The sequence below is a fragment of the Vibrio sp. ED004 genome, from assembly GCF_023206395.1.
In the GTDB taxonomy this organism is placed as follows: Bacteria; Pseudomonadota; Gammaproteobacteria; order Enterobacterales; family Vibrionaceae; genus Vibrio.
In genome coordinates this window covers 2,971,295-2,997,783 of record NZ_CP066149.1, presented here as the reverse complement: position 1 = coordinate 2,997,783, position 26,489 = coordinate 2,971,295, and the positions used below count along the sequence as shown (strand labels likewise).

Here is a 26,489-nt window from a genome sequence, read left to right as displayed (position 1 = left end):
AACGGAGTTGGTTTGCGCTAATGTATTCGGAGTCCTTGTTGGGAGCACTAGCTTCCCAGCTCCACGATGATATCCGCGCCAGATTATCCTTAAAAAGCCCAAAGCATTGATTGCTATTTTTTGTGTCAGGTTCTTAATCTGGCCGATTGACCGTTTTTGTCATCACGTTCATTGGCGTTGCAAACTTGGTTATAGCTAAGCAGCCTTAAAAGCTTGGCGGTGATATAACACCGCCCAAGCTATCCTCACTAGCTTATTGGCTAATGCGACTACCACTACATTAAATGGTTTGGTAGCTCGTAAGTTCACAAGCCATTCTCCAAACACTTTCCCTGTCGTCTCTAGCCTAGAGAGTACAGCTCTTGCGCCATGGACAAACAGAGTTCTGAGGTGTTTATTTCCTCGTTTACTCATACCAAGTAGCTTGGTTTTTCCTCCTGTTGAGAATTGCCTTGGTACAAGCCCCAACCAAGCAGCCATCTCGCGGCCATTGGTGAAGTTACTCGGAGAGCTTACATCGGCAATACACAATGTGGATGTAAGATCGCCAATTCCAGGGATAGTTTTTAATAATTGAGCACTTTCGTTGTTATTAACAATTGTTTGAAGCTTGATATCTTGGGTTTTGATTTGTTCATTGAGGTACTTGTAGTGTTCGTGGATAGATATCAATTCACATAGCAAGCTTTTTGGTAGTGATACTGTTTGTTCTGCTAACCATTGAAACAGAGACTTCATCTTTGCATGCCCTTTGGGAAAGCTAAGGCCGAACTCAAGTAAGATCGCTCCGATCCGCGACATAGTGGCGGTTCTCTCCTTGATATAACTATCTCTGACTCGATGAATCGCTGCGATGACTTGAGCCTCCTCACTTTTTACAGCTACAAACCTCATGGTCGGTCGACTCGCAGCCTCTGCGATCGCTGATGCATCGATGAAATCGTTTTTATTGCCTTTGACATAAGGCTTAACATACTGAGGAGGAATAAGTCGGGGGTGATGACCAAGCTCACCACACTTTCGAGCAAGCCAATGAGCACCGCCACAGGCTTCGAAAGCAATAGTTGTTGGTTCTATTTTACTAAGAAAGATTAAGAGTTGGTTGCGATTAAATTTACGACGAAGCACCTCCACACCACAACGGTTATGTGCGATAGCATGGAAGCAGTGTTTACCTAGGTCGATACCTAAAATATGAATAGAAGACATATGGTTCACCTCATTCTGAGAGCCTACTCTAAGCTTAAGGGCTTGAGAGTGAGGCGGACCATATAATTAAGGCCAGCACTCGCTGACCTTCTCTTAATGATTTTTCGAACCGCTTTACACTTATGACCAAGTGCTAGCGCGCACAATACGCATCCCAAAGGCGGATTGCTTTTGTGTAGGCTTCGGTTTTATCGTGCGTTTCAGCGAAAAGAATCGCCGTCATACTGTCGACAACCGTGTTTGCCATCAATTCCATCTCATCTTCCGGCGTACCCAGTACACACTCGCTCGGCAATGAAATATCAGAGTTCATAATCTCTTCCCAATAGAAAGATTCAACCTTGTCAGGAGAACTCATCCACACTGTTTGGCTAACCTTAGGGTTGTATTCCGACTCGCCGTTCATGCCTTTAAATGAAATCACCGAGTGGGATTTATTGCCAATTACATTCTCTACTTCTGCATGAAGTTGTGGGAAGCCAGGGTGGAAACTGCCGCGCAAACCTAAACGACCACCGCCAGGGTTTAATGCACGAACCACAGTGTTGATTGGCGTACGCAAACCATAACGGTGTTTCCAACCAATCATCGTTTGAGCTTCCGGCGCAAAGTTGGCGAGAGGTAAGTAAGCAATACCATCCGCTTCTAAAATCTGCTTGGCCTCTTGCGGATCAGCTGCACTACGAACACCAACAAGGTCGAGGTGAGTCTCTACGTGTGTGCGTCCACTTGGCTTGTCCATGTAGCCATGCATCAATACCTTATAACCATCGTCAGCCAGTATCTTCGCTGCCAATAGATTCCAAGGCTTACCACTCGCACTATCATTACGCTTACCCGCATAGCAAGGCCAATCAATGTCGGCACCCAAGTCAGGTACACGAGATTGAAATGCTTTTACAAAGCCTGCAATTTCTTCATTGGTCTCATTCTGCACACGAATCAACATAAGTAGCATTGCCATTTGGTCGTCGCCGACCTCACCGCTTAAATACTCATCCATGATGCGATAGGCTTGTTCGAACGATAAAGGCTTGCGCCCTCTTTCCCCTCGTCCAACAGTACGAATACACTCTAAAATACTACTCATTGACTATTAATTCTCTTCCGTAGACATCAATAAAATTTAATACCTCTTCGATTCTATGACACCAATAGCGCGTTGCATAGCGATTCAAGTACTTCTCATCGCTATCCCACTCCACTTCCTCAATCTAAAGGCAACTGAATTCGGAGGAGAAAAGGAAACGGACTGCGGTTCTAAAAGTAAACTTAGTGGTGTAAAATTGGCGTATGCAATACTAACCGCCAGATTGAGTAGTACCCAAATGACTGTCAAAAAAACACTGAGCCAGAAGAAACGTGAATCTATCGTTGCTGCCGCTATCGCAGAGTTTACCGAGCGTGGTTATAAGGCCACCAGCATGGATAAAATCTCTAGCCGAGCAGAAGTGTCGAAGCGCACGGTGTATAACCACTTCGCCAGTAAAGAGCTACTACTGGATGAGATATTAGACAGCATTTGGAGCAAAACGCTCGCGGCGACCCATTTCCCATACCAAGCAGAACAACCACTGGCCGAACAACTTGCGTCTATTGCCAACCAAGAGCTTGAGCTTTTAGAGTCCGAAGGCTTCATCGACTTATCTCGTGTGCTGTTCTCTGAGTATTTCCATAACGCTGAACTTGCTCATCAAGCGATGGAGAAGTACTCCCAAGCCGAGAGTGGCCTGACGATTTGGATCAAAGCCGCTTTAGCTGACGGTCGTTTAGTCGAGCTCGACCCACTGTTTGCCTCAACTCAATTCATCGCCTTGCTTAAGTCGTTTGCCTTTTGGCCGCAGATCATCGGCCATGCACCGTCACCGGACGCACAACACAAGCAAGTGATCATTAACTCTAGTGTCGAGATGTTCCTTAAACAGTATCAAGCGTAATACTGGCGGTTAATAGGAATTCAACCACAATGAAACCATCACTGGTATCCATGGTGATTTTCCCTATACTGCAACCCAATTTCGTGACTCACGATTCAACAAATTCAAACTTTAGGTAGCCCTATGATTACTTTCACCACCAACTTTGGCGATATCGAGATTGAACTCAACCTTGAGAAAGCACCTGTAACCTCGAAAAACTTCCTGAAATACTGCCAAGATGGCTTCTATGAAGGCACCACATTTCACCGTGTGATCGAAGGTTTTATGATTCAAGGTGGCGGCCACACTATCGACATGACAGAAAAGCCAACGCGTGCACCTATCGTGAATGAAGCAAACCGCGGTCTAAAGAACGTGATTGGCTCTGTAGCTATGGCTCGAACCGACGCACCACATTCGGCAACGGCGCAGTTCTTTATCAACCTTGATGACAACGATTTTCTAGACCACACATCAACGACCAACGCTGGCTGGGGTTACGCTGTGTTTGGTAAAGTGTCGGCAGGTATGGATGTGGTAAATAAGATCGCAGCAGCGCCAACGACTATTCGTTGGGGACATGAAGATGTGCCGTGCGAAGACATTCTGATCTCGAAAGTCACCATCAACGACTAAATCAGATTCAATAAGCTACGAGCTATAAGTAGCAAGCAAGAAACAACTCTCAAATGGTGGGCCCCCTTCTCACCATTTTTACTGTCCATGTTATCAATTGCTCTTATATTTGTACGGTATATTTTCAATACCTACCATTCCCCTGCTATTAATCAGTATTAATGACGTGTTATTATCGCCGCTCGCCGACTATGAAAGTTGAATGCGATTCACTATACATTGGACGTAACACCAACCATGACTCGACACTCTTTTCTGACAGCAGCCTTCTCTTGCTCTGTTGCCAGTTTCTCTGTATCAGCCTTTGAAGTTGATACCAGAGAATCACAAGAACCTGAACTTGATGACCAATTTCGTGTCATTGCGATCCCCTTTTATGATCCAAGTGTCGACACTGGGCTTTCTGTTATTCCCATCTATAACTTCTATGCAGATGGTGAAACCAAAAATGCATCAACGTTATCAGCAACACTGACTTATACCCAGAACGACAGCTACTACATAAAAGGTAATGCCGACCTTTTATTGAACGGTGATTCCCTGCGCTTTACCGGTGAGATGGGCTTTTCAAGCACTAACATTACCTTGGTCGATTTGGTCGATACTAACCACCAAGAGTACAGCTTCGATGGTGACTTCTACTTTAAGGTTTACGACAACATCTACTTGGGTATGGGTTTAGACTACTCAACGGCTCGCTATCTAGCAGATACACCACGCGACAAACTTTTGCTTAAACTCACAGGGTTCAGTGAAGAGTATGAAGCGGACACGGGTGCCAAGCTTTCATTCTTATGGGATGAGCGAGAGCATTACTACTACCCGTACCATGGCTTCTTATTTGAGCTGACGTACGAAAACCACGGCGCGTGGCTTGGAAACGATGAAGACGCGACCTACTCTTCGCTATTCACTGACTATCGTTTTTTCTACAGCTTGACTCATAATGATAACCACATTATCGCTAGCCGATGGGTAACGCGTTACCTACTTGATGCCGAGAACGCCCCAAGCAGTGCCTACAGTACCTATGGTCGACAAGGACGAAACGTTCAACGCGGTTTTGTTGCCGGCGACCACATCGCCTCGCACATGACCAATCTTGAAATGGAATATCGCTACTCGATTTCAGGCTCGTCGATTAACTTCTTGAACAACGTAGCCGTCGTAGGTTTAACGGGTATAGGCAAGGTGTTTGGTGAAAGACTTAACCCGAAAGACCCTTATCATAGCTTTGATGATGGAGACCTTCTGACCATGGTTGGCCTTGGATTGCGCTATCGACTAATGCGCCAAGAACGCATCAATGTACGTATGGACTTCACCTACAACAACGAAGATGAAGTGCTGGCGTATTTTAGTTTGGGTGAGAACATTTAGCCTAGCTAACCTAAGCTCTGTACTTGCTAACTATTGATATTCCGTACCAAGCCTGTCGCGATTCGATTCGTACAGGCTTGATGTTTTTAAAGCCTCTCAAAATGACTTACCAACGCGAACGATAAGTACGATGGCATGCTCGGCATGTGTTGTTGGCCGCATCTAAACCACGTTCAGCCTTGCTAAGATCCTGTTCAATACTCGCTTGTTGTAACTCCGCAAAGCCTTGGTTCATCTGTAGCATCAGTTGATTGAATTTCTCCGGCTTACTCCACACCGTTTCTTTTGCCTTGCCACCCGTGTCGCTCTCAGAAAAACTGCTGTTCAATACAATTCCATGTTCAACCAAACTCTCACTTAACTCCTCAACCTTTTTCCAATCTGTATTTCGGTTTCCTAATTCTGAAGACACTTGTTTATTGAGTTTTTCAATTGAGCTGAAAGCCTGTTGGCGATTATTCACAACTTCAGTTGCAGCAATCGCCATTACAGGCACGGCGATAAGCAAAGCGATAGTCAGTTTTTTCATAGTGTTATTCCTATTCATTGGTCAGTTGATTTGTTGCTCTTTCAATCGCGAATCGATGAGATGCATTTAATTTACACAACAATAGTTGTGTGCGCAACTGTTGTTGTGTAAATTGATCTCACTTTGAAAATGACAAGCAGGAAATTGAACAATGAAAATTTGGGATCTACCAACTCGACTCTATCACTGGCTGCAGGCCGCTCTGTTTATTGGCCTTGCTGGATCAGGCTTTAGTGGCAATGGCCCGCACATTTATCTAGGGCTCGCACTGTTTAGTTTGATTCTGTGGCGCTTGGTCTGGGGAATGATTGGTAGTGATACCAGCCGGTTTTCGCAGTTTATGAGTTCTCCTCGATCTGCTTGGCAATACCAACGAGGCCGAGTTCAACCTAAGCCGGGGCATAATCCTCTAGGTGCTTGGATGGTTGTGGGGATGATTACAACCTTATTGGTCCAGTGCATCACTGGCCTAGCGATAGCGGGGTTCTTCGACACATTGCCGTATTCAGAAGTCATCATCACAGACGCTGTTTTTGACCTACTCGTCACCGCTCATGCTATTGCCGCACGTATGTTAATCGCTTTTGTAGCACTGCATTTATTGGCTATCTTGGTCTACAAACTGCACTCAAAACCTTTAGTGCTCGCTATGATCACAGGCAAACAAAATCAATCGTTATCTACCGCTCATTTCGGAAATGGCACTCAATTGGCTTTTTCATCAAATAGAAAAGCTTTGTTGGTGCTAATTGCGTCGGTATTAGTTACGATGGCAATAGTTGTTATGTCATAAGAATTAGGGACTAACCAATGCCAGAAGAGTTTGATAGACAGAATAGTTTTGGATGGATGATCAATGTGATCGCCAACAAAGCGACCAAAGATTTCGATCTTGAGCTAAAGAAACACGGCTTAAGCATCGCATTGTGGCCAACCCTGATGTGTTTATGGGAAGAAGAAGGCGTTACCCAGCGTGATATTGCCGCTAAGTCGAAAGTAGAAAACTCAACGACAACACGAACCTTAGATAAGTTGGAAAAGCTTGAACTAGTAGAACGCAGAGCGGATCCACACAGTCGCCGCTCTTTTAGAATCTACCTAACAGAGAAAGGTAAAGCACTTGAAGAAGTGTTAATACCCATCCCTGTGAAGTTGAATGAGGAGCTAATGGCCGCGCTTGATGCAAAAGAGCAGCAACAGATGATCGGTTTACTTAAAAAAATGGTCGCCGCTGTCTAGCTCAATAACTTAATAGTTCAATAGCGCACGCTAAAGTAACCACTTAGAAACTGAATAAAGCCCTCGCCCTCAACGAGGGTTTATTTTTTCCGCGACCATTTGATATAGCAAAACAGCGAAGCAATGATCACCGCTCCACCAATCAGTTTTTGCACCTCAACCGTTTCACCTAACATGCTCACACTGAGTAGCAGTGTCCATACTGGTTCTAGAATCATGATAAGTGCCGCCACTTCCATGTTCACCGAGTGTTGCCCTACCGTTTGTAATAGGTAGCGAATAGACGTCGCGACTACCGCCGACACAATGAACCAGAACACTAACGTTTTGGTGATTTCAAATTCCGGCTGTGTCGTCATAGACGCAAACGCCAAACCACTGACTCCTACTACGAAAAGCTGAATACAAATCGAGGCAATTGGCTTGATGTTGGTGATCACACGCTTGTTCATCACAAAATGAATCGAGAGCAACATTGACGCTAACAAGAAGTAGATCTGGCTTTGCTCAACATGCCAACCGTTGGTGAGAGTAAGCAGCAACATACCAAGGATTGCGATAGGAAATGACATCCAGAATGCACGATTTGGCTTAACTCGGAATAGAATCCAAGAGACAAACGGCGCAATAATCATCGCCAAGCTCATGATGAAAGCCCCTTCCGATAAACTCTCCGTAACCGAAACGGCAAACACCCACACCTGAAGTGAAGCAGACAAGAGTAAACCGACACCACACAATGATAGAATCTGCTTAAATGACAGCTTGCGAATATGATGAATACAGAATGGCATTAGAATCAGGCTCGCGATAACAAAACGCACACCAATGAACACAGGGCCCGGCATTTCCATGACCACCAGCTTAGATGCAATCCATCCTACCCCAGCCAGTAAAGTGGCACACAAGAGGTAAAGCTCGCCACGCATCGCTTTTACGTTCATCATTTTTATTCGTTCCAATAACAAAAAAGCAACCCGACTCTGCAAGGTTGCTTTTTATAAACTCTTAACAGGATCAAGATACTATCTTAATACTCTGTTTCAGGCAGCAGTTTTTAGCCTGCGTATTCAGGGTAATCCGTTAAGCCTTTTTCAGCACCGCCAAACAGCGTGTTTGGATCGTGCGGAGCTAGAGGGAAACCATATTGAATACGCGCTGGTAAGTCTGGGTTTGCTACGAATGGACGACCAAAGCCAACCATATCTGTCACGCCTTCAGCGACGGCTTGTTCGCCACGCTCACTGTCGTATTTACCTGCGTAAATCAGTACACCTTTGAATGCTTCACGAACCGCAGCTTTGAATGCTTTTGGCGTTTCAGGCGCATCGTCCCAGTCTACTTCAGCAATGTGCAGGTAAACAATCTTGTATAGGTTTAAGTACGCGGCTGCCGCTGTGTACGTTTCAACTGGCGTCGCGTCAACCGTGCCATTTAGCGAAGTAAACGGAGCAAGACGAACACCAACACGGTCAGCACCAATCGCTTCAACCATCGCTTCAACCACTTCACCTAAGAAACGTAGGCGGTTTTCAGTTGAACCACCGTATTCGTCGGAACGGTTGTTGGCTTCAGAATCAATAAATTGGTTAATCAAATAGCCATTTGCTGCATGAAGTTCAATGCCATCAAAGCCTGCTTCGATTGCATTAAGCGCCGCTTGACGGTATTGCTCAACCACTTCTTTGATGTCTTCTTTGGTCATTTCACGAGGTTCAACCACATCAACAAACCCCGGCTCATCAGTGCCGTTATCGATGAAGACTTTTACGTTTTCCGCTTTGATAGCAGAAGACGAAATTGGCTGTTCACCACCGATGTTATCTGGGTGTGTTACACGACCTACATGCCAAAGCTGAGCGAAAATAACGCCGCCTTTTTCATGTACTGCATCGGTTACTTTTTTCCAACCAGCAATTTGCTCGTCAGAGTAGATACCCGGTGTCCAAGCATAACCCTGACCCAATGGAGAAATCTGTGTGCCTTCTGCCACAATCAAACCCGCAGAAGCGCGTTGAGCGTAGTAAGCCGCCATCATTTCGTTTGCTGAGTTACCAGGTTGCGTTGCACGAGAGCGAGTCATCGGAGGCATAACAATACGGTTTTTTAGTTCGATATTACCAAGTTGAATTGGTTGAAATAGTGCGTTTGTCATTGTCATTTCCTCGATTAACCTAGTTGAATCAGTTCGATTTGGTAGCCGTCTGGGTCAGTGATAAAAGCGATGTGTGTTGAACCACCTTTTACAGGGCCCGCTTCACGAGTCACATTACCACCCAGCGATTTAATCTTGTCACATGCCGCGTAAATATCTTCCACACCCAATGCTAAATGGCCAAATGCGTTGCCCATTTCGTATTCGTTGGTATCCCAGTTGTAAGTCAGTTCGATGGTTGTGCCACCTTGCTCGTAGCCAACAAAAACCAACGTGTAGCGGTAATCATTATTGTCATGACGCTCAAGCTCTTTCATACCCAATACCTTGGTGTAGAACTCAATAGACTTGTCTAGATCAGCAACTCGAATCATTGTGTGTAGGAATTTCATATTTCACCCTTTTTAAGCCCAGCAACCTGAGCCGATATAATCGTGAGCGGAGCTTATCCACTTCTTTGTTAGGGTTAATATACGATTCGACAGCAAATAAATTAAATTATCATAAATTCTCATTGTGATAATTTTTTGTTATGACGAGTTCAATACAGATGGTTTGCTATGGAGATATGTGGCAAACAAAAGAGAGGGCTGAAATCAGAAAGTGGAACGCCAACTGTTTAGCGATTTAGACATGTCATTCGTAGTATTGATGATCTGCTCTCTGAACCACTTATGTGCCGGATCGGTGTTCTGCTTTTTCAACCAGATAAGATAATGAGAGATAGGTTGGTAATCGAAAGGCGGTTTGAACAACTGTAAACCAAGACGTTCCTGAAACTGGATCGCCATCGAGAGCGGCGCAACTGTGATGTAATCAGTCTGACTACACAGCATTAGATTACTGGCCATAGAGCTGCCGTGAATCACAATCTTACGCGAGGATAAGTCTAACGAAGTGTAGTGAGTCAAACTTCTTACTTGGCGACGTGTTCTGGCTAAAACCGCATGTTGCTCACTCAGATATTGCGCCTCGGTGATCTCACCTTTGATCCTAGGGTGTCCATTTCGGCAAACGATCACAAACTCACTGTCGTAGAGCTTCTCACTCATCATGCTTGGATGCTCAGGCAATACAATGTCGATCATCAAATCAAATTTCTGAGTTAATAGATCCTCATGGACTTGATCATCACTATCCGGTTGATCATACACCTCAAGAGATAAGCCTTGATTGGGTAACTGAGAAAATCGATCGAGCAACATCCACTTTAAATGCTCGGGAACCGAAGCCACAAACCTGCGCTCTGTACTCGCTTCATCAAACCCAGCCATACCTTGAAACACGCCGTTGAGCTCGTGTATTGGCGCTTTGATTTGCTCATACAAGCTTTGCGAGTAAGCCGTAGGCACAACCCCTCGGCCACTGCGCACAAACAACTCTTGGCCAATTTCATTTTTCAGTCGGCCGAGCGCTGTGCTGATCGTCGATTGATTGGTATTCAAATGATCGGCAGCCTTACTCAAGCTGCCTTGCTCCATCACCGCAGAGAACACAGCCAATAAGTTAAAATTCGGAATGTCATTACTCATGGTTCAGTGCTCATTTAGGCGATAGATTCAATTATCTTATCGTAAAACCGATAGAATAAAACAGCGAATGCTCATTGAGAAAACGAAACTGAGAAGGAAGCATCATGCGGTAAAGAGCAAAAATGTAAGAACAACTCACTCTTCCGAATAGCTGCCACATTCACCAGATTGGAGTCTAACGCTCTTCGCTGTGCCAGTAACGCTTAATCCATCCAGATCCCACATAGACTGGTCGGAGTATTTAATATTTCTTACCTGCCTTATTGATACTTTTATAGCCACTTCTATGATCCAGGCTAATTAAATAGACATATTTTATAAGCCGAGTTTGAGCCTGTTCAAATAAACCCACCTCACCTTTAAACAACCAATCAATTCATCGTAATTACGATAATTCAATATCGCAATAATGCGTAGATAACACCAGTTACACTTCCTATTATTTCGCCAACAAATCAATTCTTAACCTAAACAGAAAACCTAAAAATGTGTAGATGATGGTGTTGCACACATCACGGACGACGGCCTTAAAACCCAATGCAGCAAACGAACCTATCAATGGTTGACGTTACTTAAGAATGATTTCGCCAGGTGTTTTTAACACTCTATTCGCGAGAATGCGTTGTCTACGTGGTCAAAGCGATTTTTAATTGTCATCTAGTACTTTTGACTCCGTAGATCTATGCGGTTACGTGAGTTCAACACCTCTTTCAGATGTCATCTAAAAGTCTTGTACCAAGGCTGCACTTTCTCTCTCCTTATTTAGGTTGAGATATGAAATTTCTTAAAATTGTTCTGCAGAAAGTTGGGGCCGTCGCGATGGTTCTCATCAAATTCTGTCTATTTATGGCACTCATGCTAGCGGGTGCGTGGGCACTGGCTCCGATGGGTAAGATCCACTCCAAAGACATCGATCTCTCTCAGTTCAATAACCACCCGAACGAAATGATGATGAACTTCTTTCAAACCGAGTTCTTCTCTGGCTACCTATTCTCTGTAACGCTTGCTGTGGTTCTTGCTGCGATATATGGCATGTGGCAAGTCCACGAGTTGGGTGTTCATAAAGCAAAAGAACACAAAAGTGCACACGTTCAAATCGTCTTCGCACTCTCTCTTTGTGGCCTATTCATTAGCAAAACCTTCTGGGTTATCGCTTTGGTTATCGCCCTTGCCAACTGGAAACACATTGGTCAGTCGATCAGTGACGTGATTCGCCGTGGTATTCAACCTAAGTCTTCCGAAAATGAGTCTTCTAGTAATGAGGCTGTAAAAGCTGAAGGTTCGTCCAAGGTAAATAATGAACACAAGGTAAATAACGAGCAAGCAGCAATCGACGAGCAAGAGACAGAAAAAGCAACGTCTGAGCAGGCACCAACCAAACACGAGGCCGCATAATGAAAGAGATGATGATTCCATACATTTTGATTGTATGGTCCCTATTTGCGACTGGCGCATTAAAGAAGACGATTAAGAACTACACTTGGGCTGCCATTGGCGGTGCTGTGATTCTTGGATTATTGGCTATCGTGTCTCGCCTGTGGGCACCGGTTGATATGACCAACTCATCGACAGTGAAAGCACCACACGCTGTGATGTCTCCAATCTTTGGTCAGCAAATCGATAAAGTGTTTGTCGACCACAACCAAATGGTAAAAGAAGGCGACATCATCTACACACTCGTTGATATCGATTCTGCTGCAGACAAAGCGAAGATCGAATCTTCTATCGTGCAGAAAGAAGAAGAGATCAAACAGATGACTCGCGATTTAGACCGCGCAGAAACATCGCCAGAGATCTTCAACATGCGCGACGTAGAGAAATACAATTCAGACCTTCGTGTCATGCACGCTGAACTGACGTCATTAAAAGCCGACCTGCAGAAAGTTAACTGGGCACAAGAGAAGAAAACCATCCGAGCTGAATTTGATGGCCAAGTCTCTATCGTGAACATTGCGGAAGGCTCTGTCATGGGCAACATGCACCTTTATAACACCAGTAAAAAGTTCTTAGAGATGCGTATCTCAGATCAAACATACGGCTATGTTCAAGTAGGTGACTTTGCTGAGTTCTTCGTAGACGCTTATCCGGGTCACGTGTTCCGAGCAAAGGTACACAGTTTTACCGCGGGTACGGGTGAAGCAAGCATTTCACCACTTCAAGGACCACAAAGCGTTGGCCAACACGTAGTGCAAAATGGCAATGGCTTAGGCCGTACAATCGTCCTCGAAATCTTTGAACCAGAAGGTTACAACATCCCGATTGGCGCAGCGGGTTCGGCTTGGATTTCAGCAGAAAAGCCGCATCCATTTTGGGGCTTCATTGACGTGATTGGCGCAGCAACCGTTCGTCTACAATCGTACAAGTCTTACCTAGGAGCTTGGTAAACAAGCTACGCGTAAGAGTTAAATAAAAGACAAACAAAAATACCCCGCTCGTCGGGGTATTTTTGTTGCAGCAGCGCATAACTCTCAAAATTAACAAACGAAGAAACAGCATACCTCTCCTTTAAAAATACACAGTTAATCGACTCCTTCCCTTAAAGATGCACTCTTAATCAAGTGGTTCTCACACCCAACCTCAACAGCCACAAAAAACAAATCACAATTATAAAAAAGTGGCAATCAAACCAACCACTTATTTATGGGAGCAATGTTTTAATTTCACCAATAACCTTGTAATTTCCGTTCAAAAAACACCCTCATTACAAACAGTTACAAAATATGCGATCAAACTGATGTAAAAACGAACTGTTTCATCTAATCCCACATTAAAAGTGTGATTTCCTGCCATTCTTTGAAATAAATTTGTGATTAAATACGATAAATATCAATTAGAGATGGAGGAATAACGTGTCAGCAAAAGCGTTCGGTGATTTTTATTGTTACTTACATTGCCTCAATTTACTTTCAATCAAAGAGCAAGGAATAACGTCAAAAGAGTACCTAGATGATGTGCGAAAAGAGCCTTTTTACTACCGTGGCGGAACCTCTAAAGAAGCCCAACAAAAGTGGGCGGAACGCATCTTAGATTCGATCTACAAGTATCATGGAGCCCAGGGTGACGGACCAAACGGACACAATGATCTTCTGGTTCGAGAAGGAATCGCATCAAAAGCTCGCTATAAGGTAAAAGAAGGCGCGGAATTCAATGTGAACCCAGGGCTGAATGAATCGATCTCGATCCTAGGTATCATCGGTAGCCAAGTACTTGAACGTATACTGCCGTCCGCAGGAACGAAACTAAGTGAAGCGTTAACACTGCTTTCCAGAGCAAAGAATTTATCAAACTCGGCACCTTTTAAAATACAAGTCGGCAGTTACGATGTTGTTGCTCCCAAGGCCGATTATACAGTGCTAAGTAAGCTCGAGAGTGCGCTAGAAAATCGCAAAGTGGTCTCATTTGAATATGAAGGAAGCCGTTGCGAAGTCGACCCTTATGCCTCTTTTGTTTACCAAAAAGCCTTTTACCTCGTTGGATTAGAGCGTTATAAAAAAAATGCTGAGAGCAGTTCAATGCCCGGTAAATATCGCACCTACACTGTGCATAACATTAGCCATGTTGAGCTTCACTCAGGTCAGAACTTCTCTATGGGTAACCAAGAGAATTTTTGCCTCACAACTTACCTCTCAACAAGCAAAGGTAAAAAGGTCAACGGTGGTGAAACCTGTGAAGTGCTTTTAAAAATGACAAGAGATACTGATGGCAAAAACCGATTTGTCGACGAGTACAAACTCAGTGAATGTCAAAATATAGAAGAGACAGCTCAAAACCACTACATCGTAAAAGCCCAAGCTCAAGATAGTGTCGATTTCAAAAGATGGCTTATTAACAATGCCGATTGCGTTGAAATTCTAAAGCCAAAGCAGCTACGTACTGATGTAATACAAGATATTAAACACGCAATGAACGTCTATGCACATTAAGTTCAAACACCACCACATATGAAGTTCAATATTGGATCCTCCAATATTAAAAACCATTATAAATACAACATAAGCCAGTTATAATAAACACAAATACATAACAACGAACAATAGCATTCTAAATGCTACTCGATAATATTAAATTTAGTAGTTTTTGTTGTTTTAGACAGAAAATGTCAGATTTTGTTGCCACAATACTATTCCAAATAAAAATACAATTAGGCTTAACCGTGATAGACACTATAAAAAGATCATTTATTGATGAGCTTTATCACCTTAATTATAAATCAAACAGCTTAGTACATCGTCTTCCTTTTTATTGGTATCGACCTTTAAAAATATTTAGCCGACTGCTTGCGTTACCTGTTATTTTATTCTTCATGGTGTAAAAGTAATGAACCGTAATTTATCAAAGGTAGAATGGATTCTGCTGGCAATAGCTGCGATTTTTCTAAGCTTAAGCTTATTCCTCTACTACTCACTCTGTAAAAACCTATTCTATGGTGGCTTCAATGACATCATTGAAATCATTGTCGTTTTAGGGCTATTTTACTGCTCATTTGTTGCCGCAAACTACAGTATTACCATGCTTGCCGAGAAGTACTGCAGCAGGAGAAACCGTTATGAAGAGCTTTAAGTTACTTCTATCAATGTCGACTTCGCTTGCGTTATGGATATTCGTGCTATTTTACTTTTTCTCTAGCTCAATCAATACCAATACGGGATTAAGTATGGCGCCAACCTTTGAAGGTAAATACTGGACAACGGTAAGTGTCGTTCGACCGGGGCGATATACGCCAGAGTATGGCGATGTCATTAGGTTTCGACATCCACCTAAACATCGAAGTGAAAATATAACCTTTAGAAAGAGAGTGATTGGAATACCTGGAGATACTGTCACATTAGACAATGGTGATCTTTATATCAATGATAATAAATTATCCCATGGTGTCACTAAAAAAGAAAATGGGTTTGTTTATATAAAAGAACAAATAGGTAACAGCCAATATAATGTTAGGTATCTCAAAGAAGATTCAAACATACTTGAAAACAATATTACTTGGCATGTACCAGAAGGAAAGTTATTTGTTCTTGGCGACAATCGAGACTACTCATACGATTCAACCTATGAGAGCTTTGGTTATGTCGATATAAATAGCGTTAATGGTGTCTATAACAAAGTTCTACTCAATGTTGCCAATGGAAATCGCAAGTTCAATTGCTCCTTAACCATGGTCGAGAGCTACTCGCCTTTCCAAAGAACATGTTAGAAAGCACAGATATTAAATACACACCAAGCGACTAGCGCTGCTCAATCAGCAATAAGCTGAAAAAGAAAAACCGAGCTATTCAATATAGCTCGGTTTTTGTCATACTCGCGATTTATCTTACGAAAAAGGCAACGGAATCAGTTCTAGTCCGAGTACGCCACTGATGCTCATCACTACTAGCAGAGAGACCTTGAAAACGGTCTTTGACCATTGAATGTAGTTGAGGCAATCAACTTTGCGGAATGTCACTTTGGTCCACATAAAGCAAACGGCCGCCGACACCGCTAGGTATTCGTAACCCGCTTCTCCGAGCAAAAAGAGCCCCAGAGCAACTGCGCCAAACGCGACTACATACGCTTTCATGTGCTGATGTGCTTTGTCGACCCCCTCTTTCACCGGTAACACAGGAATGCCTGCATCACGGTAGTCTTGAATGCGGAACATAGCAATCGCATACGAGTGTGGCATCTGCCATAAGCAGAACATGATGAACAGTAGGACGGCTTCTAAGCTCAGATAGTTCGTCACGCCAAGGTAGCCAACCAATGGTGGAACCGCGCCAGAGATGCTTCCCACTAAGGTGCCGTAAACCGAATTACGCTTGTACCACATGGTGTAGAAAAAGACGTAGAAGACGTAGCCAAGCAACACCACCACCGCAGACATCGGATTAACGAATTGAAACAGCAACGCCGTGCCTGCCAACAACATGACTAACGAATAGATAAATGCCACGTCTGTGTTGATGTTACCCTGAACCAATTCACGGTTCTGGGTACGTTTCATTTTCTGGTCGATATCTCGATCAAAGATGTTGTTCACCACACAACCTGATGCAATCACAAGCCCTACACCCGCTAATGTCGTCAGTAACAACATCACACTGGCTGGTTCTGTTTTTGCAGCGAGGAAGAACCCCGCCGCAACAGAAATCAGGTTGCCGAAAATGATGCCCGGTTTGGTAATAGACAAATATTTTTTCAGCATACCTTGGCCTACAACTTCATGTTGACGTTCATGTTGTAGATGATCCATACCGAGCCAGCGATAAGAATCAATACAACAATGGCAGTAAACATCAATGACACCAAGTTCCAACGCCCATCGGAAGATTTCGCTTCCATATGCAAGAAGTACTTAAAGTGCACAAAGATTTGCACCAGCGCACAACCGAACAAGATCACGTAAGTTTCCGTGCTTGGTAGCGCATGTGACCACACAATGTAGAACGGAATAATGGTCAGAATTAGTGACGCAATAAAGCCTTTTACATAATCCGTTGCACCGCTGTCTAGATGCTGTTCCATTACATCACCCCCATTAAGTACACGATGGTAAATACACAAATCCAAACAATATCAAGGAAGTGCCAGAACAAACTCAAGCACTGGAAACGCATCGACATGTTGTCGTTCAAGCCTTTGGTTGAAAGCTGGTGATACGCCACCGCCATCCAGATAAGGCCGAACGTTACGTGCAAACCGTGTGTACCAACCAAGGTAAAGAACGCAGAAAGGAACGCACTCTCTTGAGGACCATAGCCTTCCGCAATCAAGTGATGGAATTCATAAACTTCCATGCAGATAAAGGCTAAGCCCAATACGAAAGTAACTTTGATCCATCGCTTCAATCCGGTCACGTCTTTGCGCTTCATTGCGATCATGCCAAAGCCAAAGGTGATACTACTGAACAGCAGCATCATGGTTTCGACAAACACGAACGGCAGTTCAAAGATGTCTTTGCCTGTCGGCCCTGCGATTGATCCACTCTCAAGCACGGCATAAGTCGCGAAAAGCGTGGCAAACAGGACACAGTCACTCATCAAGTAAACCCAGAAGCCAAATAACTTGTTGCCCGCGGCTTCGTGGTGATGATCATGCGAATGTGCAAGATCATAAGTGTGTGACGGAGTATTAGCTTGCATACGTCGTCTCCAAATCATCTTTGTTTTCGTTGTTATCACTGTCACTGTTACCACGACCTGAGTTGCCGCCTTTCACTGACTGTTTCTTAGCTTCCTCAAGCTGTGCACGTCGAGCCGCTTCAATCGCTTTGATCTCTTCAACTTCCACGTAGTAGTCCACATCGTCGTTGTAGCTGTGTTGAATACACGTCACCACGATGCCCACTAAGCTTGCTGCTGCTAGCCACCAGATGTACCAAATCATTGCGAAGCCAAATGCCAACGCCCATGCCGACACATAAATACCTGTCGGTGTGTTCTTCGGCATATGAATACGTTCGTATTCTTCTTCCTGAGTTGGGTCAAACTCGCCACTTTGCTTTTGGTACCAGAACGCGTCTAGTTCATCGCCCTTAGGCAGTTTTGCAAAGTTGTAGAACGGCGGTGGTGACGATGTTGCCCATTCAAAGGTACGTCCACCCCATGGGTCACCGGTTAGATCTCGGTTTTGGTCGCGGTCACGAACACTCACGTAAATTTGAACGAACTGACAAACAACACCCATCGCAATTACGCCTGTACCTGCAGCAGCAACCGCCAGTAGAGGGAAGAACTCAGGGTTGATGTCTTGGCTCAAACGACGCGTCATACCCATAAAGCCCAGAGCGTAAAGCGGCAAGAACGCCATTAAGAAACCAATGATCCAGCAGTAGAATGCGCGTTTGCCCCAAAGCTCGTTCAGAGTGAAACCGGTCGCTTTCGGGAACCAGTAACCAATCGCTGCAAAACAACCGAATACTACGCCGCCGATGATCACGTTGTGGAAGTGAGCAATCAGGAATACCGAGTTATGCAGAATGAAATCTGCGCCCGGAACCGCCATCAATACGCCCGTCATACCACCTACAGTAAAGGTGATTAGGAAACCGACCGTCCACATCATTGGTGTGGTAAAGCGGATACGACCTTTGTACATGGTGAATAGCCAGTTGAAGATCTTAACCCCGGTTGGGATAGAGATAATCATGGTTGCGATGCCGAAGAAGGCATTCACATTGGCGCCAGACCCCATGGTGAAGAAGTGATGCAGCCAAACCACAAACGCTAAAATAGTGATAGCCACCGTCGCCCATACCAGTGAGGTATAACCAAACAGTTTTTTGCGAGAGAAGGTTGCAGTCACTTCAGAGAACACACCGAAGATAGGCAAAATTAGGATGTACACCTCAGGGTGTCCCCATGCCCAAATCAAGTTCACATACATCATCACGTTGCCACCAAGGTCATTGGTGAAGAAGTGCGTGCCGATGTATCTATCCAAAGTCAGTAACGCGATGGTGACCGTTAGGATTGGGAAAGAGATGATGATCAGGATGTTGGCACACAGAGATGCCCAAGTGAATACGGGCATCTTCATCATTGGCATAGATGGAGTACGCATGCGCAAAATGGTCGCGAAGAAGTTCACACCCGTTAACGTGGTACCCACACCGGATATTTGCAGTGCCCATATCCAATAATCGACCCCGACTCCCGGGCTCGCCTCAATGCCAGACAACGGCGGATACGCCAACCAACCCGTACGGCCAAACTCACCCAAGCCAAGCGACATGTTGGTTAGGATAATACCCACCACAAACAGCCAGAAGCTCAAGTTATTCAGATAAGGGAATGCAACATCACGAGCACCAATTTGCAGCGGCACAATGATGTTCATCAGGCCAATAACCAAAGGCATCGCAACGAAGAAAATCATGATCACGCCGTGAGCCGTGAAGATCTGGTCATAGTGATGTGGCGGTAAATAGCCTGTCTCACCCGCTGCAGAAAGCAATTGCTGACTACGCATCATGACGGCATCGGCAAAGCCACGAACTAACATCACCATCGCGACCGCAATGTACATGAAGCCCAATTTTTTGTGGTCTACAGAAGTAAACCATTCATTCCAAAGGTATTGCCACTTACCGGCTTTTGTTACCGCATACACCACTAAACCACCCACTAAAGCGATCATGGTTAACGTGAACAAAATAATGGGTTCGTGGTAGGGAATTGAGTCTAGAGTTAATCTTCCAAACATGACGATTATCCTTGGGTTTCCGGCAAACAGTTCATTGAACCAGGGTGCTGGGTCACGACATCAGTGAATAAAAATGGTGGGATACTGGAGAACAAAGTCACAGGTTCAGCGATACTAGGCGCAGCCAATGAACGGAACTGTTCCCAATCTTCAATACGATCAGGACTTGCTTTCACTTTCTCTACCCAGTTTAGAAACGCCACTTGATCAGGCATCGCTGATGCAGTGAATTTCATCTGTGAGAAACCTTTGCCACTGTAGTTCGATGCAAAACCTTTGAAGTCACCTTCATGGTTAGCGATCAGGTTCAGCTTGGTCACCATTCCCGGCATCGCGTAGATCTGCGAACCAAGACGCGGGATAAAGAACGCGTTCATGATGTTGTCTGAAGTTAGCTTAAACGTCACCGGTACATCTTTCGGGAACGCAACATAGTTAACCGTCGCAATATTTTGCTCCGGATAGATGAACAGCCACTTCCAGTCCAGAGAGACCACTTCGATCACCATAGGTTGCACATCACTTTCCAAAGGCTTTGAAGGCTCTAGTTCGTGTGTTGTTCGCCAAGTGATGGTGGCAAGAATCGCGATGATGATGATTGGAATCGTCCATACCACCACTTCGATCTTGGTTGAGTGCGCCCAGTCAGGTGCATACTCTTCTGTGGTATTACTTTCTCGGTATCTATAAGCAAAGTAGATCGTCATCAGAATCACGGGGATAACGACAATCAGCATCAGCAATAGAGCTGTGATAATCAGCTCCTTTTCCTGAACGCCAACGCTACCTTTTGGGTCGAGCAATGCGGAGTTACATCCTTCGAGCATCAGGACGGTTCCCACCAAACCAATCCTCGACAGATTTGCTCTCGATAAAATGCGTTTATATCTTGAAGCTTCCATTAACTTTCTCGATGGTTATCCAGCCTCAGAACAAACGCTCGAGTACTGGTTGTCATGGTCATTAGAATATTTATGTGTTGAGCATGTGAAACGACGCATCTCAAAGCGAAACTGAATTAAACCCATCTCAGCACAGTTAAAACTGCCAAATTAAAACGACAGCACAGCGCAGCCGAAACATTGCCGCACGGTTAAAACCACACAAAAAATATGACTTAATTGTCACACTTTGAAACACATTGTTACATTTGGCGCATTATGAGGAGTCGAAATTGAAAGCTCACCAAACAAACTTGGAAACTAACCTTCCAGTTATGAAAGTAAGATGTGGGAAATTGATGCAATTCAGACGCACAATATGAACGTGCCACAAGAGTCGAACCATGTTCGGAAAAGGATTAAAGCGAAACGGGAGAGAAAAAGTAAACACGCAGTAGAAACAACAATGATTGATTACATTAGAAAGAGCGAATTAAGCAAAATGTGATGACTGTCAAATTTATGAATTCACATAGGATTTAAAAGGTATTTAGAAAAGGAATCATTTCAGACAGCAACCCATCAGGCACTCGAATGACACGTTGATTTTTATGATAATAATGTCAGCTATGTGCAGCAAAAAACGGCCAAAGATGAAGATAAAAAGCCAATTTTTGGGGTATTAAGATATGTTTTAAGCGGGTATTACTCCCCTCAAGGGAGAGGAGTAATAGTCATTAAGAGAGAGATTATGCTGTAGCTGTGACGACTTTCTTGCGCTGATTTTTAGTCATCAAGTGATAAACCACGGGTACAAAGTAGAACGAGATAAGAGTGGTTAATACTGTACCGCCAACAATCGCGACCGCGAACGGAGGCCAGAAGCCACCACCTGCAATGATCAGTGGCATAAAACCACCAACGGTTGTGATCGTGGTTGAGCTGATATGACGAGTACACGACATCACAGCTTCTACCACCGCATCCACATTGCCTGATGAAGCTTGTTCATCGAGTTTCAATTCCGTCAGAATCACGATGGCGGCGTTAATCGCTAAGCCCGCAATCCCAAGCATGGCGATGATCACCGTAAAGCCAAATGGATAACCGAAGATCCACACCGACAGCAAACCTAGGCCACCAGCCAATCCTGCTACCATGAAGATGATGCTACTCATTCGGAACGAGTTAAACGACATCACCACTACCAACACCATCAATACCACCACAACGGCGACATTCGAGATAAGGCTGTTGACTGAATTGTCACGCTCAGCGGATTCACCACCAAAACCAATCGTATAACCCGATGGCATCTCATAGCTTTCTAAGCGTTTCTGGAACTCATTAAGCACGGTTTGAGGTAAAACCCCCGCTTCAATGTAACCTTCAATAGTATTCACTCGTTGCCCGTTACGACGAGTAATCGCGCCGCGACTGGTCGTCAGTTCAAGCTCTGCTAAAGTTGAAACGTTAATCCCCGTCGAGTAGACCTCAGAGCTGATTGGCAAACGAATATTACTTAAGTGCGCCAAGTTTTCACGCGCATCATCCGCAACACGAACACGAATCGGCACCGACTCACTGCCCTCAATTACAGATCCACTTTCACGACCAGTCAACGTAGTTTGCAGCATGCCAGCAAACTGATTGAGTGAAATACCGTTAAGTTTCGCGGTGTCTTCATCGACCTTCAGCCACACCTTAGGCGTACCCGGTTGCAGTGTTTCCCTTGTGTGGGTCACATGAGGAACACCCGCCAGAATCAGGCGAACATCTTCGCCAATCATTTTCAGTGTATCGAGGTTTTCACCATAAACACGCAGCTCCACTGGCGCAGTAAATGGAGGCCCTTGGTTTAGCTTACGTACCAAGATTTGTGCTTCCGGCACCTCATTATCCAGCACCTTTTGTAGCTGCGGAATTAGCGCATTGGCTTGGTCAAAGTTCTCTGTTTTCACCATCGCTTGCGAGAAGTAAGGCGCGTTGTTTTGCCTTGCTTGCAAGTTGTAATAGAAAGATGGGAAGTTAGCGCCCACTAGCCAATCAATGCGTTCCACTTCTGGATAGCGATGAATGATATCGTCTATTTTTTCAGAGGTATTTTTCGTCGCATAAATGCTGGCTTGAGGCGGCATGTACACCTGAATCTCAAACATATCTCGGTCTGATGGCGGGAAGAATTGCTCTGTCAGCTGAGACATACTCCAATAGCCAGTAAACGGAACCAACAACACCAAAGCAATAGTGATGATTGGATGCGTTACACCAAAGCGGACAGAAGACGAGAACCAACGTGTTAAAGCAGGAATTCTTAAGCCCGTCATGTACCAATGGTGCTGGCCTTTCTTATCAACGTCGCTGAGTTGTTTCGGTAATAACTTGGTCGCCAAGCCTGCGATTAAGGTGTGCGAGATAATGTAAGAGCCGATCAACGAGAAAGAAACGGTAATCGCAATACCGCCGACAAATTCACCCGATGCACCCGGCATCAAAATGATTGGTGCAAATGCCAAAACGGTAGTCAAAGTGGAACCCAACAACGGCACCCATAAATGTTTCAACGCATTCATGGTTGCTTCGGCTCGCTGTTGCCCTTTGAGGCGGTAAGCTTGAATGGTATCGACCATCACCACCGCGTTATCCACCATGATCCCGAGCGCTACGATTAAGCCCGTCACCGACATCTGGTTGATTGGCACACCGGTCATTTTCATGATCGACAACGTAAGCAGTGAAGTTAATGGCAGAGAAATCGCCACCAATATTGCAGCGCGGACACCCAAGGTGACGAACAGCACAATTAAGATCAAGCCAAAACCGATCATCAAGCTCTTGCCTAAATCGTCTAAGCGGGTTTCGGTATAACCTTGTTGGTTGAACAACACAGTGACATCGATATTGCTGGGCAATTCTTGTTGGAATTTCTCAATCAGAGCATTCGCTCGTGATGTCCAGTTATCGACACGAAGATCAGGATGCATTCTTGCCGCGACAATCACACCTGGCTCACCATCAATAATGGCAATCTGATCTTGTGGGGTTTTCTCACCCCGTTTCACAGAAGCAATGTCTTCCATACGGATGATGTGACCTTTGCTATCAGTGGCTATTGGCACTTGCTTAATGCGTTCAATAGAATCGAGTTCAGATTTAATTTCTAAGCCAAAGCGAGAATAATCACTCACTAATTCACCTGCCGAGTTCTTAGCGTCTGCCCCTTCTAGCGACTCAGCAATATTGGCACTTGAGCGCCCTAACGCCGCTGCATCGGCAGTACGCAAGCTGATTTGAATCTCTTCTTGTGGCATCCCGTATTCATCAACGAATTCAGTACCCGACAAAGTTCTTAGTCGCTTAGCGAGTTCTTTGGCATAACGACCCAGCGTTAACCTGTCAGGCTCGCCTGAACCAGACCAAGTTAGAGATGCGATGGTCGTGAAAGCATAGGTGTGGTCACTGTCGAGATCGGGAGAATGAGAGCCCGCAGGCAAAATGGATTCGATGTCAGATAGCTTGTCGCGAGCTTGAGACCAAACCGGCTCTGGCTCGGTGATGGTGTCATTCAATTCTAGCGTGACAATAGACACGCCCGGCCTTGAGGTTGAGCTCACCAGTTTAACTTCACTCAGCTCACGCAGCTTATTCTCGATCACCTCAGTAACTAAGGTTTCAACTCGCTCGGCACTGGCACCGGGAAAACTGGTGGTAATGTTGGCGTAACGGTTGATGATGACTGGATCTTCTGCGCGAGGCAGCGTCATGAACGCAGAAATACCACTCACCATCAGCAGTGCGGTCATCAAAATAAGCAGTCGAGTATTGGAAATAGTCTCTATGATTTTCATACTATTTCCTATTCAGCCGTCACGCTGGCTGGCTTCACTGTTTGTCCGGGAACCAAACGATGTAAACCACTGGATATCACCTGCTCGCCTTCGCTGATTGCACCGCTCACGTAGGCTTGTTGGTTGTTGGCAAACAATACCTGCACGCTTCTACGTTCAACCTTATTATCTTGACCAATAACGAAGATATTCCACACACCACGTAGGCCGTCAATCAAACCCGTTAATGGAACCCAATAACCTTGATCATCAATTTGCTCATCAAACTGAAGATAAGCAAGCTGCCCTTCTAATACTGAAGCTTGCTCAGGAAAAAGGTAACGTAAACCGACACTGCGAGACCGAGTGTCGACCATTGCGCCGGGATTCAATAGCTCCACGGCATAATCTGTTCTCCCAACTCGGATGTTAGGCGCAGAAAGCGAGGTAACTTTTTGCATTTGATGTGCAGGAATACCAATGAACGCTTCTTTACCTTCAGAGGCAAGCAGTGTCAGTGTTGGGTTGCCCACATTCACTACATCTCCCAAAGAGACAAAACGCGTTGCAATAGTGCCCGAATAAGGCGCAAGCACTGTCGATTTCACCAGTTTCAATTGATTGCCTTTTACCGAAGCATCAATGCGCAGTAAGTTGGCTTGCAACACGCGTTGTTCACTGGTTAACGAATCAATTTCCGCCTCAGCACTGAAGCCTTTTGCTTTCAATGAACGCTGACGCTTTAAGTTCGCGGCAACAAGGCTCAGTTGAGCTTTCACTTCTTCGGCTTGTGCTTTCAATTGGCTAGACTCGGTTTCCAATAGTTGGGTATCCAATCGAATCAACGGCTGACCAATTGTGACTGTGTCACCGACATCCACCAGAATCTCGTTTACTTTGCCCGCCAGTTCGAAACCTAGATTAGCCTGCTGACCCGCCTTAACCACACCCACATATTCACGCTGCACTGCATAAGAGGAAGACAGCGCCAAGGCCATCGTTTCCACAGTTAAAATGGTTTGGACGCTCGAAGCCGTTTGATTGGTTGAATCAACCGACTCTTGGGCTTGTTCCTTTTCGCCACATCCAACAAGAAAAGCCGATAGAGACAACGCCACCGCACTTCCCTTCATCAATTTATACATACTCACTGTTCCTATGCAGTACTCAATCATGTTCTTTTTTTAGACTAACCAAACCAAACTAGACTGTCTAGTTTGATTGTGTTAAAAATAAGTTTCATCGTTAATGATTGATAAAACCATCACAAAAAGCATAATGCTTAGCGCAGAACGAAATGCATTGAACTGAGCAACACCAAGTACCAAGCAAGTAACGAGAAACAGCACGTGACAAAAATCATCAAGAGTGAACAGAAGAGATCGCAGATCCTAACCGCAGCAAGCCAGCTTTTCTCTGAGCATGGCTTCAAGATCAATATGGATCAGATAGCGAAAGCAGCGAACGTTTCAAAGCAAACGGTCTACTCTCACTTTAAAAACAAAGACGAACTTTTCGAAACCTGCATGCAAACCAAATGTGCGGAGCGCGAACTCAGCCCTGCAGCCTTTGATATGAATGCCACTTTGGAAGAAGAATTGGTGAAGTTTGGTGTGAAGTTTCAAGATTTGTTACTTGATGAGCAATCTAGACAGACCTTTCAGAATGCGGTTAGCCAATCCAACACACATCCAGAGATCGCCTCTATTTATTTAGAAACAGGGCCACAGAAGACCACTAAGTTACTCGCTGATTATTTACAATCGAAAATAGATTCGGGTGACTTAACGCTTTCAACATCAAGTTCACCAATCATTGCTGCACGCCAACTGTTGCTGATGTTTCACGGCAAATCGGCGTATTGGGGATTCTTCGGACACGATAGCGGTGAGTCACAAAATGAAAGACTTCACTACACGCGTGAATGTGTCGCACTATTCTTAAATGGCAATCAGCCTCGTTAATAGCTCATAGTTAATAGGTCATAACTAAGTTTCTCATA

The 26,489-nt window shown here is 44.7% G+C and carries 25 protein-coding genes; 11 read left to right on the top strand and 14 right to left on the bottom strand.

Translation table 11 applies throughout. From position 1 onward, the window contains the following. Positions 1 to 195: 195 nt before the first annotated feature. The gene (locus ITG10_RS13515) at positions 196 to 1,209 is read right to left on the bottom strand and encodes an IS110 family transposase (protein ID WP_248386443.1); all 1,014 of its coding nucleotides are present in this window, start codon (positions 1,207 to 1,209) and stop codon (positions 196 to 198) included. Positions 1,210 to 1,342: 133 nt separating this feature from the next. Further along, positions 1,343 to 2,299, bottom strand: coding sequence for a glycosyl transferase family protein (locus ITG10_RS13510; protein ID WP_026084472.1), 957 nt, complete (start codon positions 2,297 to 2,299; stop codon positions 1,343 to 1,345). Between the two features lie 238 nt (positions 2,300 to 2,537). Between ITG10_RS13510 and ITG10_RS13505 the strand changes: the two genes are divergently transcribed. The 3 genes from ITG10_RS13505 (at position 2,538) to ITG10_RS13495 (ending at position 5,144) form a co-directional block, all read left to right on the top strand. Continuing rightward, the gene (locus ITG10_RS13505) at positions 2,538 to 3,146 is read left to right on the top strand and encodes a TetR/AcrR family transcriptional regulator (protein ID WP_017633077.1); all 609 of its coding nucleotides are present in this window, start codon (positions 2,538 to 2,540) and stop codon (positions 3,144 to 3,146) included. Positions 3,147 to 3,269: 123 nt separating this feature from the next. Further along, complete coding sequence (locus tag ITG10_RS13500) at positions 3,270 to 3,764, top strand: peptidylprolyl isomerase (protein ID WP_017633078.1); 495 nt, start codon at positions 3,270 to 3,272, stop codon at positions 3,762 to 3,764. Between the two features lie 237 nt (positions 3,765 to 4,001). Further along, positions 4,002 to 5,144 carry a BamA/TamA family outer membrane protein gene (locus ITG10_RS13495; protein ID WP_017633079.1) on the top strand — a complete coding sequence of 381 codons (1,143 nt, stop codon included), beginning with the start codon at positions 4,002 to 4,004 and terminating at the stop codon, positions 5,142 to 5,144. Between the two features lie 106 nt (positions 5,145 to 5,250). On the opposite strand, the gene ITG10_RS13490 is transcribed toward ITG10_RS13495, so the two are convergent. Further along, the gene (locus tag ITG10_RS13490; RefSeq protein ID WP_017633080.1) at positions 5,251 to 5,673 is read right to left on the bottom strand and encodes a cytochrome c; all 423 of its coding nucleotides are present in this window, start codon (positions 5,671 to 5,673) and stop codon (positions 5,251 to 5,253) included. Between the two features lie 151 nt (positions 5,674 to 5,824). On the opposite strand from ITG10_RS13490, the gene ITG10_RS13485 reads away from it, so the two are divergent. Next, the gene (locus ITG10_RS13485) at positions 5,825 to 6,466 is read left to right on the top strand and encodes a cytochrome b/b6 domain-containing protein (RefSeq protein WP_017633081.1); all 642 of its coding nucleotides are present in this window, start codon (positions 5,825 to 5,827) and stop codon (positions 6,464 to 6,466) included. A 17-nt stretch (positions 6,467 to 6,483) separates the two neighbouring features. Further along, positions 6,484 to 6,912 (top strand): MarR family transcriptional regulator, encoded by a 429-nt coding sequence (locus ITG10_RS13480; RefSeq protein ID WP_017633082.1) that lies wholly within the window; start codon positions 6,484 to 6,486, stop codon positions 6,910 to 6,912. 80 nt (positions 6,913 to 6,992) lie between these two features. Here the strand turns inward: ITG10_RS13480 and ITG10_RS13475 are convergent, their stop codons facing one another. From ITG10_RS13475 to ITG10_RS13460, 4 genes are all read right to left on the bottom strand, one after another. Continuing rightward, entirely contained in the window at positions 6,993 to 7,859 is an 867-nt protein-coding gene (locus ITG10_RS13475) for a DMT family transporter (RefSeq protein ID WP_017633083.1), read from the bottom strand. Positions 7,860 to 7,969: 110 nt separating this feature from the next. Beyond that, positions 7,970 to 9,067 carry an alkene reductase gene (locus ITG10_RS13470; protein ID WP_248386442.1) on the bottom strand — a complete coding sequence of 366 codons (1,098 nt, stop codon included), beginning with the start codon at positions 9,065 to 9,067 and terminating at the stop codon, positions 7,970 to 7,972. Positions 9,068 to 9,081: 14 nt separating this feature from the next. Further along, positions 9,082 to 9,459, bottom strand: coding sequence for a lactoylglutathione lyase (gene gloA, locus ITG10_RS13465; RefSeq protein ID WP_008221701.1), 378 nt, complete (start codon positions 9,457 to 9,459; stop codon positions 9,082 to 9,084). A 204-nt stretch (positions 9,460 to 9,663) separates the two neighbouring features. Further along, entirely contained in the window at positions 9,664 to 10,599 is a 936-nt protein-coding gene (locus ITG10_RS13460; RefSeq protein WP_017633084.1) for a LysR family transcriptional regulator, read from the bottom strand. Between the two features lie 774 nt (positions 10,600 to 11,373). Between ITG10_RS13460 and ITG10_RS13455 the strand changes: the two genes are divergently transcribed. From ITG10_RS13455 to lepB, 5 genes are all read left to right on the top strand, one after another. Beyond that, positions 11,374 to 11,994: a hypothetical protein gene (locus tag ITG10_RS13455; RefSeq protein ID WP_017633085.1), complete on the top strand. Its 621-nt coding sequence runs from the start codon at positions 11,374 to 11,376 to the stop codon at positions 11,992 to 11,994. Next, complete coding sequence (locus tag ITG10_RS13450; RefSeq protein ID WP_017633086.1) at positions 11,994 to 12,983, top strand: biotin/lipoyl-binding protein; 990 nt, start codon at positions 11,994 to 11,996, stop codon at positions 12,981 to 12,983. Before ITG10_RS13455 ends, ITG10_RS13450 begins: the two co-directional genes overlap by 1 nt. 465 nt (positions 12,984 to 13,448) lie before the next feature. Continuing rightward, positions 13,449 to 14,522, top strand: coding sequence for a WYL domain-containing protein (locus ITG10_RS13445; RefSeq protein WP_017633087.1), 1,074 nt, complete (start codon positions 13,449 to 13,451; stop codon positions 14,520 to 14,522). Between the two features lie 394 nt (positions 14,523 to 14,916). Then, positions 14,917 to 15,159 (top strand): hypothetical protein, encoded by a 243-nt coding sequence (locus ITG10_RS13440; RefSeq protein WP_017633088.1) that lies wholly within the window; start codon positions 14,917 to 14,919, stop codon positions 15,157 to 15,159. Beyond that, a complete protein-coding gene (gene lepB / locus ITG10_RS13435; protein ID WP_017633089.1) occupies positions 15,146 to 15,793 on the top strand; it encodes a signal peptidase I in 648 nt (215 codons plus the stop codon). The genes ITG10_RS13440 and lepB overlap by 14 nt, the downstream gene beginning before the upstream one ends. 117 nt (positions 15,794 to 15,910) lie before the next feature. Here lepB and cyoE read toward each other — a convergent pair whose 3' ends face one another. The 7 genes from cyoE to ITG10_RS13400 all read right to left on the bottom strand — a co-directional run bounded on the left by cyoE (position 15,911) and on the right by ITG10_RS13400 (position 25,632). Next, entirely contained in the window at positions 15,911 to 16,780 is an 870-nt protein-coding gene (cyoE, locus tag ITG10_RS13430) for a heme o synthase (protein WP_206598122.1), read from the bottom strand. Positions 16,781 to 16,788: 8 nt separating this feature from the next. Further along, the gene (gene cyoD, locus ITG10_RS13425) at positions 16,789 to 17,100 is read right to left on the bottom strand and encodes a cytochrome o ubiquinol oxidase subunit IV (RefSeq protein ID WP_010439794.1); all 312 of its coding nucleotides are present in this window, start codon (positions 17,098 to 17,100) and stop codon (positions 16,789 to 16,791) included. Continuing rightward, a complete protein-coding gene (gene cyoC / locus ITG10_RS13420) occupies positions 17,100 to 17,717 on the bottom strand; it encodes a cytochrome o ubiquinol oxidase subunit III (RefSeq protein WP_010439790.1) in 618 nt (205 codons plus the stop codon). Before cyoC ends, cyoD begins: the two co-directional genes overlap by 1 nt. Continuing rightward, positions 17,707 to 19,779, bottom strand: coding sequence for a cytochrome o ubiquinol oxidase subunit I (cyoB, locus tag ITG10_RS13415; RefSeq protein ID WP_017633091.1), 2,073 nt, complete (start codon positions 19,777 to 19,779; stop codon positions 17,707 to 17,709). Before cyoB ends, cyoC begins: the two co-directional genes overlap by 11 nt. A gap of 5 nt (positions 19,780 to 19,784) precedes the next feature. Then, complete coding sequence (gene cyoA, locus ITG10_RS13410) at positions 19,785 to 20,681, bottom strand: ubiquinol oxidase subunit II (RefSeq protein WP_128644446.1); 897 nt, start codon at positions 20,679 to 20,681, stop codon at positions 19,785 to 19,787. A gap of 728 nt (positions 20,682 to 21,409) precedes the next feature. Beyond that, positions 21,410 to 24,508, bottom strand: a complete 3,099-nt coding sequence (locus ITG10_RS13405) for an efflux RND transporter permease subunit (RefSeq protein ID WP_248386441.1) — start codon at positions 24,506 to 24,508, stop codon at positions 21,410 to 21,412. 8 nt (positions 24,509 to 24,516) lie between these two features. Continuing rightward, positions 24,517 to 25,632, bottom strand: a complete 1,116-nt coding sequence (locus tag ITG10_RS13400; RefSeq protein ID WP_017633094.1) for an efflux RND transporter periplasmic adaptor subunit — start codon at positions 25,630 to 25,632, stop codon at positions 24,517 to 24,519. Between the two features lie 204 nt (positions 25,633 to 25,836). Between ITG10_RS13400 and ITG10_RS13395 the strand changes: the two genes are divergently transcribed. After that, complete coding sequence (locus tag ITG10_RS13395; protein WP_017633095.1) at positions 25,837 to 26,451, top strand: TetR/AcrR family transcriptional regulator; 615 nt, start codon at positions 25,837 to 25,839, stop codon at positions 26,449 to 26,451. The last annotated feature ends 38 nt before the right edge of the window (positions 26,452 to 26,489 follow it).